The following is a 268-nucleotide window of genomic DNA, read 5'->3' as shown; positions in this document are numbered from 1 at the left end:
CTCTATGGTCACCGATTGCCCCGCCATTGTCTACCAATGGTCTGGGATTCAGGGTGACGATAGTATAAAAAACGGCTTACAGCGTCAGGTCGACCTGCTGGTTGTCGATAAGACGCGCCTTGCCCAGCCAGGCGGCCATCAGCACCACCGCCCGCTGGCTATCTACCGTCAGCGGCTGCAGGCTGTCGGCGTCGCGAATAAACAGCTCATCCGGCGTAAAGCCGGCGGCGCGCAGCTGCTCGGCGGTCTGCTCCAGCAGCGTTTCAAC

The 268-nt window shown here is 60.8% G+C and carries 1 protein-coding gene; it reads right to left on the bottom strand.

The genetic code is table 11. The features are described 5' to 3' along the window. Positions 1-76: 76 nt before the first annotated feature. The coding region (locus AC4IFT_RS22515) for a pantoate--beta-alanine ligase (protein ID WP_490752959.1) at positions 77-268 on the bottom strand (192 nt) is incomplete at its 5' end.

The sequence above is a fragment of the Providencia sp. UF-183 genome, assembly GCF_058246155.1.
This window is presented reverse-complemented; position numbering and strand designations above follow the sequence as displayed.